Source organism: Streptomyces bobili (assembly GCF_002154575.1).
Classification (GTDB): domain Bacteria; phylum Actinomycetota; class Actinomycetes; order Streptomycetales; family Streptomycetaceae; genus Streptomyces; species Streptomyces bobili.
Map to the genome: position 1 here is coordinate 25,390 of NZ_MUBA01000222.1, position 8,547 is coordinate 33,936.

Consider the following 8,547-nt stretch of genomic DNA (forward strand, 5'->3'; position numbering starts at 1 on the left):
TGCGCCCCCTGTTGAAGACTCTCGCACCATGCGTTCCGTTCCCGGCAATCGGCGCGTGTTGTGCCACACGTGCGGAAGGTGCCCGGAAATGGCGTGGCACGCGAGGGGATCCGCCCGTTAGGCTCCTGCGCTTCGCCGCGGTGGCGGGACCGGCGCGGGATCGCCGCGGGGGAGGGGGCTGGTGCCGTGGGTTCGGTGCGTCTGTACGCGGCCGTGGCGGCGGGGAGTTTCAGAAGGTACGCGACCTATCGTGCGGCGACGGCGGCGGGGGTGTTCACCAACACCGTTTTCGGCCTGATCCTCGTCTACACATATCTGGCGTTGTGGGACGAACGGCCGCAGCTGGGTGGCTACGACCAGGCCCAGGCGGTGACGTACGTGTGGCTGGGCCAGGCGTTGTTCGCGACTCTCGCGCTCCAAGGAGGCGGTTTCGAGGCCGAGTTGATGGAGCGGATCCGCACAGGTGCGGTGGCGATCGATCTGTACCGTCCCGCTGATCTGCAACTGTGGTGGTTCGCGGCCGACTTGGGGCGTTCGTTCTTCCAGTTGCTGGGGCGGGGGGTGATTCCGTTCGCGTTCGGGGCGCTGGTCTTTCCGTCGGCGCTGCCCTCCGATCCGTGGCTGTGGTTGCGGTTCCTGCTGGCGTTGCTGCTGGCGATGGTGGTGAGTTTCGGTATCCGGTTCCTGGTGGCGTTGAGCGGTTTCTGGCTGCTGGACGGGACGGGTGCGCTCCAGTTGCTGATGGTGTCCGGGATGTTCTGTACGGGTATGGCGTTGCCGCTGAACGCGTTTCCGGAGCCGTTGGGCGGGATCGTGCGGGCGTTGCCGTGGTCGGCGATGCTCCAGATGCCGGCGGACCTGCTGATGGGGGAGACCGGGGCGCTGCGGACGTACGCCTTCCAGGCGGGGTGGGCGGTGGTGCTGCTGGTGCTGGGGCGGATGGTGCAGGTGGCGGCGACGCGGCGGGTGGTGGTGCAGGGTGGGTGAGACCGGCGGGATGGGTGAGAAGGGCCGCGCGCGGTACGGGCTGCGGGAGGGGTGGCGGGCGTACCGGCTGATCGCCGGGATGTGGATCCGTTCGACGATGGCCTACCGGTTGTCCTTCGCGATGACGCTGGTGAGCGGCCTGCTGGTGACGGGGCTGGACTTTGTCGCGATCTTGCTGATGTTCTCGCGGGTCGATGCGCTCGGCGGCTACTCGCTGCCGGAGGTGGCCTTCCTGTACGGCCTGTCCGCGACCTCGTTCGGGATCGCGGACCTGGTGATCGGTTCGGCGGGCCGGCTGGGTTCGCGGGTGCGGGACGGCACGCTCGACACGCTGCTGGTGCGGCCGGCGCCGGTGCTGGCGCAGGTGGCGGCGGACCGGTTCGCGTTGCGCCGGGTGTCCCGGATCACGCAGGGGGCGCTCGTGCTGGCGTACGCGCTGGCGGCGACGGACGTCGACTGGACGGTGGCCAAGGTGCTGCTGGTGCCGGTGACGCTGGTGAGCGGCGCGGTGATCTTCGGTGCGGTGCTGGTGGCGGGGGCGGCGTTCCAGTTCGTGGCGCAGGACGCGGCGGAGGTGCAGAGCGCGTTCACGTACGGCGGTCAGACGCTGCTCCAGTATCCGCCGACGGTGTTCGGGAAGGAGTTGGTGCGTGCGGTGACGTTCGTGTTCCCGCTGGCCTTCGTCAACTGGGTGCCGGCGGCGTATGTGCTGGACCGGCCGTATCCGCTGGACCTGCCGGAGTGGACGGCGTACGCCCCGCCGCTGGTGGCGGTGGCCTGTTGCGCGCTGGCGGGACTGGCCTGGCGGGCCGGGCTGAGGTCGTATCGGAGTACGGGAAGTTAGCGAAGTGAGCGCGGTCCGGCGAGTTGCGGGAGTCCAGGAATCAAGCGGAGTACGGGAAAGCGGGGGAGTCGTGGTGGACGCGTTCATCGAACTCGACGGGGTCGAGAAGGTCTTCGACGTGCGTCGGCGTACGGGGTTTCTCCGCAGGGAGCGGCGGCAGGTGCGGGCGGTGGACGGGCTGTCGTTCACCGTGGCGCGTGGCGAGATCGTCGGGTACATCGGGCCGAACGGCGCTGGGAAGTCGACGACGATCAAGATGCTGACGGGCATCCTCACCCCGAGCGGCGGCCGGCTGCGGGTGGCGGGCATCGACCCCGCCCGTGAGCGGACCAGGCTCGCCCATCGCATCGGGGTGGTGTTCGGGCAGCGGACGACGCTGTGGTGGGACCTTCCGCTGATCGACTCCTACCGGCTCGCCCACCGCATGTACCGCATCCCGGACGCCCGTTACCGCGAGAACCTGGACCGGCTCGTCGAACTCCTCGACCTGGAGAGCCTGTTGGAGGTGCCGGTGCGGCAGCTGTCGCTCGGCCAGCGGATGCGGGGCGACATCGCGGCGGCGCTGCTGCACGACCCCGAGGTCCTCTACCTCGACGAGCCGACGATCGGCCTCGACGTCGTCTCCAAGGCCCGGGTGCGGGAGTTCCTGGGCGAGCTGAACACCGAGCGCGGCACGACGGTCCTGCTCACCACCCATGACCTCCAGGACATCGAGCGGCTCTGCTCCCGTGTGATGGTCATCGACCACGGCCGCATGATGTACGACGGCCCGCTCGCCGGGCTGCACGAGGCCGGGGAGAGCGAACGGACCCTGGTCGTGGACCTGGAGAGGGAACTCCCGCCCATCGACGTGGGCCCGGCGGCACGGGTCGTACGGGTGGAGGGGCCGCGTCAGTGGCTGGCCTTCCCGGCGTCGGAGTCGGCGGCCCCGCTGGTGGCGCGGATCGCGGCGGAGCATCCGCTGGTGGACCTGTCGGTGCGGGAGCCGGACATCGAGGCGGTGATCGGCCGCATGTACGCGGACCGGGAGACCGTAGTGCCGGGCGCGAGGAACTCGTAGGCTGCTGTGCATGACCGACGACGCAGTCCCGGACCTCCGTGCCTCCGACGCCGACCGTGAGCGTGTCGCCGAGGTCCTGCGGGACGCCCTGGCAGAGGGTCGGCTCGACATGGCGGAGTTCGAGGAGCGGCTGGACGCGACGTACCGGGCGCGGACGTACGGCGAGCTGACGCCGATCACCCGTGACCTGCCCGCGGCCGGGGTGGCTCCGCCGGCCGCCGTGTCCCTGCACAAGAGCGCGGCGCGGGGCGACGGTGAGGTGGACGGGGCGTGGGCCGGGCGGATCGTGGGCGGCGAGGGGTCGTCCACGTGGGCCGTGGCCGTCATGTCCGGGTTCCAGCGCAAGGGGCGCTGGACGGTGCCCCGGCGGTTCACCGGCTTCGCGTTCTGGGGCGGCGGGGAGATCGATCTGCGCGAGGCGGACTTCGCGGCCGGGGAGGTCGTGATCAACTGCGTCGCCATCATGGGCGGGATGAACGTCGTGGTGCCGCCCGGGGTCGAGGTGGTGGTGCGGGGGATCGGGATCATGGGCGGCTTCGACCACCGTGAGCAGGGGGTGCCGGCCGCGGCGGGCGCTCCGCGGGTGGTGATCACGGGGTTCGCGTTCTGGGGCGGGGGGGGGGTGGACCGCAAGCGGAGGCGGAACCGGGGCGATCGGGAGTTGCCGCGGGGCCGGGACAGGCACCGTCACTTGGGCCACTGAGCCGGGCTGGGCAGGTCAGGTCAGGTCAGGGCGGTCAGGGCTGTGCGGGCTCGGGCGTCACAACTGCGCCCGCTCGGCCCCCTTCAGCTGGCTCCACTTGATCAGTTGGGCCATCTTGCGGTAGCCCCTGTCGCTGGGGTGGAGATGGTCGCCGGAGTCGTACTCCGACTTGAGGCGGCGGGGGTCGTAGGGGTCGTGCATCGCCCGGTCGACGTCCACGACGGTGTCGTAGACCGACCCGGAGCGGATCTCCGCGTTGATCCGGCGCCGTACGTCCTCGCGGGCGTCGGTGTAGCCGCGGTGGCCGCGGAAGGGGAGCAGGGTGGTGCCGACGGCCTTGATGCCGTGGGCGTGGGCGCGGCGGACCAGGTCGCGCAGGCCGTCGAGGACGGCGTCGGGGTCGGCGGTGTCGCGGCTGCGGAGGATGTCGTTGACGCCGAGGTCGATGACGACGACCTTGACGTGGGGCCGGTCGAGGACGTCCCGGTCGAAGCGGTCCAGCCCGCTGGGGTTGTCGGCGGGCCGGCCCCCTCCGCCGGTGAGGACGCGGTTGCCGCTGATGCCGGCGTTGACGACGCCGTAGCGAGGGGCGTCGTCGTCCCGGTCGGAGAGGGCCGCGCGGAGCCGGTCGGCGAGGGCGTCGGGCCAGCGGCGGTTGGCGCCGGGGGTGGAGGTGGAGCCGTCGGTGATGGAGTCGCCGAAGGCGACGACGGTGCCGCCGGCCTCCTCGCTGAGGACGTCCAGCGCGGTGAGGTAGCGCCAGGAGGTGCTCTGTCCGGTGTACGGCGTTCCGGTGACGTCGGCGGTGTGCTCGCCGTCGGCGACGTAGCTGGTCTGCTGGGCGCGGTGGTGGAAGGTGACCAGGCCTGCGGAGGTCGGGGTGTAGAGGCTGACCAGGACGTCGGTGTCGCCGGGGACGGTGAGCGGGACGGTGTCGCTCACGGCCTGTTCGCCCGCCGGGATGCTGATCGCGGGGCGCCCGCCGAAGGTGAGCCGGCGCAGGGTGCCGGGGTCGGCGGCGGGGCTGTCGTCGTCCGCCGCGACGGCGAGGGTGACGGAGGTGACGGTCAGCGCTCCGGTGCCGTAGAGGTTGGACAGGGTGATGCGGGCACTCGTCCCTCCGACGCTGGTGTGGACGACGTTGCGCACCGTGCGGCCCGCCGTGCCGTCGGGTTCGGTGAGCGGTTCGCTGCCGACGGGGGCGGCGGCCCAGCTGCCGACCCACACACCGGTGGAGGCGGCCGCGGCGGAGTGCGGGCCGGTGCGGGAGGAGGCGAGGGTGTCCTGGCCGCGGCGCCCGCCGTCCCCGGCGTCGACACCGATGTATATGGCGGCCGAGAGGCCCACGATCACGGCGAGGACCGCGGAGAGGAGGACGTGATGAGGGAGGTGGTGAGGGAGATGGTGACGGGGGCCGCGGTGGCCGCTCCGGCGGGCGTGGGGCGCCCCGGACCTCCCGGACCCCTCGCCGTCATGCCTGGTCATGCGGGTGTGTCTCCTCGGACGAGGGAGCGGCGAGGCTCCGACAGAACATTCAGGAGATCACCGTTGAACTCCCCCACCTGACAGACGCCGGGAACTCCTGTTTCGTTCCAGTAGTCGGACAGGTGGGGACAATGGTCGCGTGCGGGGCACGGGGGACCGGGAGCGGGTGGAGAGCGGATGGAACGTACGGGTACGGACGACAGGGCCACGACGGAAGGCGGGGCGCCGACGGACGACGGGGCCGCGACGGTGGGGCGCGCCATGGACGTCTTCAGCGCGGCCGACGAGGAGCGCGGGCGCGGGGTGCGGCGCATGAAGCTCACCGCGACCGGGCTGCTGGTCTTCGTGGCGGTGGTGTACGTCCTCGCCGAGTGGGCCTCCCACCGGGGCGCCGGGCCCTGGGCGGGCTATGTGGCGGCGGCGGCCGAGGCGGGCATGGTGGGCGCGCTCGCGGACTGGTTCGCCGTGACCGCCCTGTTCCGCCATCCGCTGGGCCTGCCCATCCCGCACACGGCGATCATCCCGACCAAGAAGGACCAGCTGGGCGTCTCGCTGGGCGAGTTCGTCGGCGAGAACTTCCTGTCCCGCGATGTCGTACGGCAGCGGCTGCGCGCGGTCGGTATCGGCAGCCGGCTGGGGGCGTGGCTGGCGGAGCCGGAGCACGCGGACCGGGTGACGGAGGAGCTGGCGACGGCGCTGCGGGGGGCGCTGACCGTGCTGCGGGACTCCGATGTGCAGGCGGTCGTCGGCGAGGCGATCACACGGCGGGCGGACGCCCAGGAGATCGCGCCGGGGATGGGCAAGATGCTGGAGAAGATCGTCGCGGACGGCGGTCACCGGCGGGCCGTCGACCTGGTGGTGGCGCGGGCGCACGACTGGCTGGTGCTGCACGCCGACTCGGTGATGGACGCGGTGGAGGGCGGCGCGCCCGGCTGGACGCCACGGTTCGTCGACAAGCGGATCGGCGAGCGGGTCTACAAGGAGTTGCTGCGGTTCTGCGCGGAGATGCGGGACATGCCGTCCCACCCGGCCCGTGGCGCCCTGGACCGTTTCCTGCGGGACTTCGCCTCCGACCTCCAGTCCGACACCGAGACCCGCGCGCGGGTGGAGCGGCTGAAGGGCGAGGTGCTGGGCCGCGGCGAGGTGCAGGACCTGATCGCGTCCGCCTGGACGGCCGTACGGTCCATGATCGTGTCGGCGGCCGAGGACGAGCGCAGTGAGCTGCGGATGCGGGTGCGGGCGGCGCTGCTGTCGCTGGGGTCCCGGATGGCCACCGAGCCGAAGGTGCAGGGCAAGGTGGACCGCTGGGTGGAGGGCGCGGCGGTGCACGTGGTGTCGACGTACCGCAAGGAGATCACCCTGCTGATCACCGACACGGTGGCGAGCTGGGACGCCGAGCACACCACGCGCAAGATCGAGGCGCACATCGGCCGTGACCTGCAGTTCATCCGTATCAACGGCACGGTGGTCGGGTCGCTGGCGGGCCTGTTGATCTACACGGTGGCGAAGGCGCTGGGGGCGTAGGGCTGCGGGCGTAGCCGCCCTTCCTCGGGGAACCCGGCAACGGTTTCCGCTCGATGAGGAGGGAGCCGCCCATGACCACCGCCGCACCGGCCGAGACCGGCCGGACCATCACGACGGACATCCCGGCCCGCCTGGACCGCCTCCCGTGGTCCCGCTGGCACTGGACGATCGTCATCGGTCTCGGCACCGTGTGGATCCTCGACGGCCTAGAGGTCACGGTCGTCGGCAACATCGCCGGGCGGCTGTCGGAGCCCGGCAGCGGCCTGCCCATCACGTCCGGGCAGGTCACCGGTATCGCCGCCGCGCTGTATGTGGCGGGTGCCTGCCTCGGCGCCCTGTTCTGGGGCCGGCTGACCGACCGCTGGGGCCGTAAAAAACTGTTCATGATCACGCTGGCGGTCTATCTCGGCGCGACCGCCCTGACCGCGATCTCCTTCGACACCTGGTGGTTCCTGCTCTTCCGCTTCCTCACCGGCTTCGGCATCGGCGGCGAGTACGCGGCGATCAACTCGGCGATCGACGAACTGATCCCGGCCGAGTACCGGGGCCGCGTCGACCTGATCATCAACGGCAGCTTCTGGCTGGGCGCGGTCGGCGGTTCGCTGCTGTCGATCGTCGCGCTGAACACGGACCTCTTCGCGGCGAACGTGGGCTGGCGGCTGACGTTCGCGCTCGGCGCCGTCCTCGCCCTGGTCATCCTCCTCGTACGGCGCCATGTCCCGGAGAGTCCGCGCTGGCTGATGATCCACGGCCGGGACCGGGAGGCGGAGGAGATCGTCTCCTCGATCGAGCGGCGCATCGAGTCCGAGAAGGGCGTCCCGCTGCCTGCGGCCGAGGGAGAACTCACCATCCACCAGCGCCGCAGCGTTTCCTTCGTCGAGATCGGCCGCACGGTGTTCTCCGGCTACCGCCGCCGCGCCGTCCTCGGCTTCTCCCTCTTCATCGGGCAGGCCTTCCTCTACAACGCGATCACCTTCGGTTTCGGCGCGATCCTCACCACCTTCTTCGACGTGCCGACCGGCCACACCGGCTACTACTTCGCCGTGATCGCCCTCGGCAACTTCTGCGGCCCGCTGCTGCTCGGCAAGCTGTTCGACACGGTCGGCCGCCGGATCATGATCTCCTCGACGTACCTGCTCTCCGGCCTGCTGCTGTTCGGCACGGCCTGGCTGTTCGACCGCGGTTCGCTGAGCGCGACCACGATGACGGCCTGCTGGTGCGCGGTGCTGTTCTTCGCCTCCGCGGGCGCCTCCAGCGCCTACCTCACGGTCTCCGAGATCTTCCCGATGGAGACCCGCGCCATGTCCATCGCCTTCTTCTACGCCCTCGGCACCGCCGCGGGCGGCATCAGCGGCCCCCTGCTGTTCGCCGAACTGACCGGAACGGGCAAGGTCGGCGACACGGTCCTCGCGTTCCAGATCGGCGCGGCCCTGATGTGCGCGGCGGGCCTGGTCGCCGCGTTCCTCGCGGTACGGGCCGAGCGACGCTCCCTGGAGGACATCGCGAAGCCCCTGACAGCGGCGGCCACCAAGGCCCGTACGGCGGTGGGGGCGGGGGCTGCGACGGCCTCGACGGCCTCGACGGCTGCGAAGTCCGGGAAGTCCGGGAGGCCGGGGGGACCGAAGGGGCCGCAGCCCCCGCAGCCTCCGGGGCCGAAGACGGCTACGGCGTAGCCGCCGCACGCACGCGGGCGGGAGCGGGGGCCAGGGCAGGCAGGGGCTACTTGCCGTGGGCCCCGCCTCCGGTCCGGGGCTGTTCCTGCTGTGTCTTCCCCCGCCGCCGCAGGAGCAGCAGGCCGCCGGCGAGGGCGGTGATGCCGGTGGCGGCGGTCCAGGCGGCGAGGTCGCCGGCGCCGGTGGACGCGAGGTCACCGCTGTTGCCGCCGGCGGAGCCGGGGCCGGGGGCCGATCCGCCGGGGGTGTTAGCGGCGGATCGGCCCCCGGC

General features: G+C 71.7%; 8 protein-coding genes. 6 read left to right on the plus strand and 2 right to left on the minus strand.

Annotated features, from left to right (window positions below; all coding sequences use genetic code 11):
* Positions 1-186 precede the first annotated feature (186 nt).
* The 4 genes from BZL64_RS18850 (at position 187) to BZL64_RS18865 (ending at position 3,594) form a co-directional block, all read left to right on the plus strand.
* Positions 187-987: an ABC transporter permease gene (locus BZL64_RS18850; RefSeq protein ID WP_086770372.1), complete on the plus strand. Its 801-nt coding sequence runs from the start codon at positions 187-189 to the stop codon at positions 985-987.
* A gap of 10 nt (positions 988-997) precedes the next feature.
* Positions 998-1,831, plus strand: coding sequence for an ABC transporter permease (locus tag BZL64_RS18855; protein WP_244205394.1), 834 nt, complete (start codon positions 998-1,000; stop codon positions 1,829-1,831).
* 70 nt (positions 1,832-1,901) lie between these two features.
* A complete protein-coding gene (locus tag BZL64_RS18860; RefSeq protein WP_086770365.1) occupies positions 1,902-2,891 on the plus strand; it encodes an ABC transporter ATP-binding protein in 990 nt (329 codons plus the stop codon).
* Between the two features lie 10 nt (positions 2,892-2,901).
* Positions 2,902-3,594 carry a DUF1707 SHOCT-like domain-containing protein gene (locus BZL64_RS18865; RefSeq protein WP_086770366.1) on the plus strand — a complete coding sequence of 231 codons (693 nt, stop codon included), beginning with the start codon at positions 2,902-2,904 and terminating at the stop codon, positions 3,592-3,594.
* A 57-nt stretch (positions 3,595-3,651) separates the two neighbouring features.
* On the opposite strand, the gene BZL64_RS18870 is transcribed toward BZL64_RS18865, so the two are convergent.
* Entirely contained in the window at positions 3,652-5,079 is a 1,428-nt protein-coding gene (locus BZL64_RS18870) for an SGNH/GDSL hydrolase family protein (RefSeq protein WP_086770367.1), read from the minus strand.
* 177 nt (positions 5,080-5,256) lie between these two features.
* On the opposite strand from BZL64_RS18870, the gene BZL64_RS18875 reads away from it, so the two are divergent.
* Positions 5,257-6,603, plus strand: coding sequence for a DUF445 domain-containing protein (locus BZL64_RS18875; RefSeq protein WP_086770368.1), 1,347 nt, complete (start codon positions 5,257-5,259; stop codon positions 6,601-6,603).
* A gap of 71 nt (positions 6,604-6,674) precedes the next feature.
* Entirely contained in the window at positions 6,675-8,276 is a 1,602-nt protein-coding gene (locus BZL64_RS18880) for an MFS transporter (RefSeq protein ID WP_244205395.1), read from the plus strand.
* A 46-nt stretch (positions 8,277-8,322) separates the two neighbouring features.
* Here BZL64_RS18880 and BZL64_RS18885 read toward each other — a convergent pair.
* The coding region (locus BZL64_RS18885) for an LPXTG cell wall anchor domain-containing protein (RefSeq protein ID WP_143663207.1) at positions 8,323-8,547 on the minus strand (225 nt) is incomplete at its 5' end.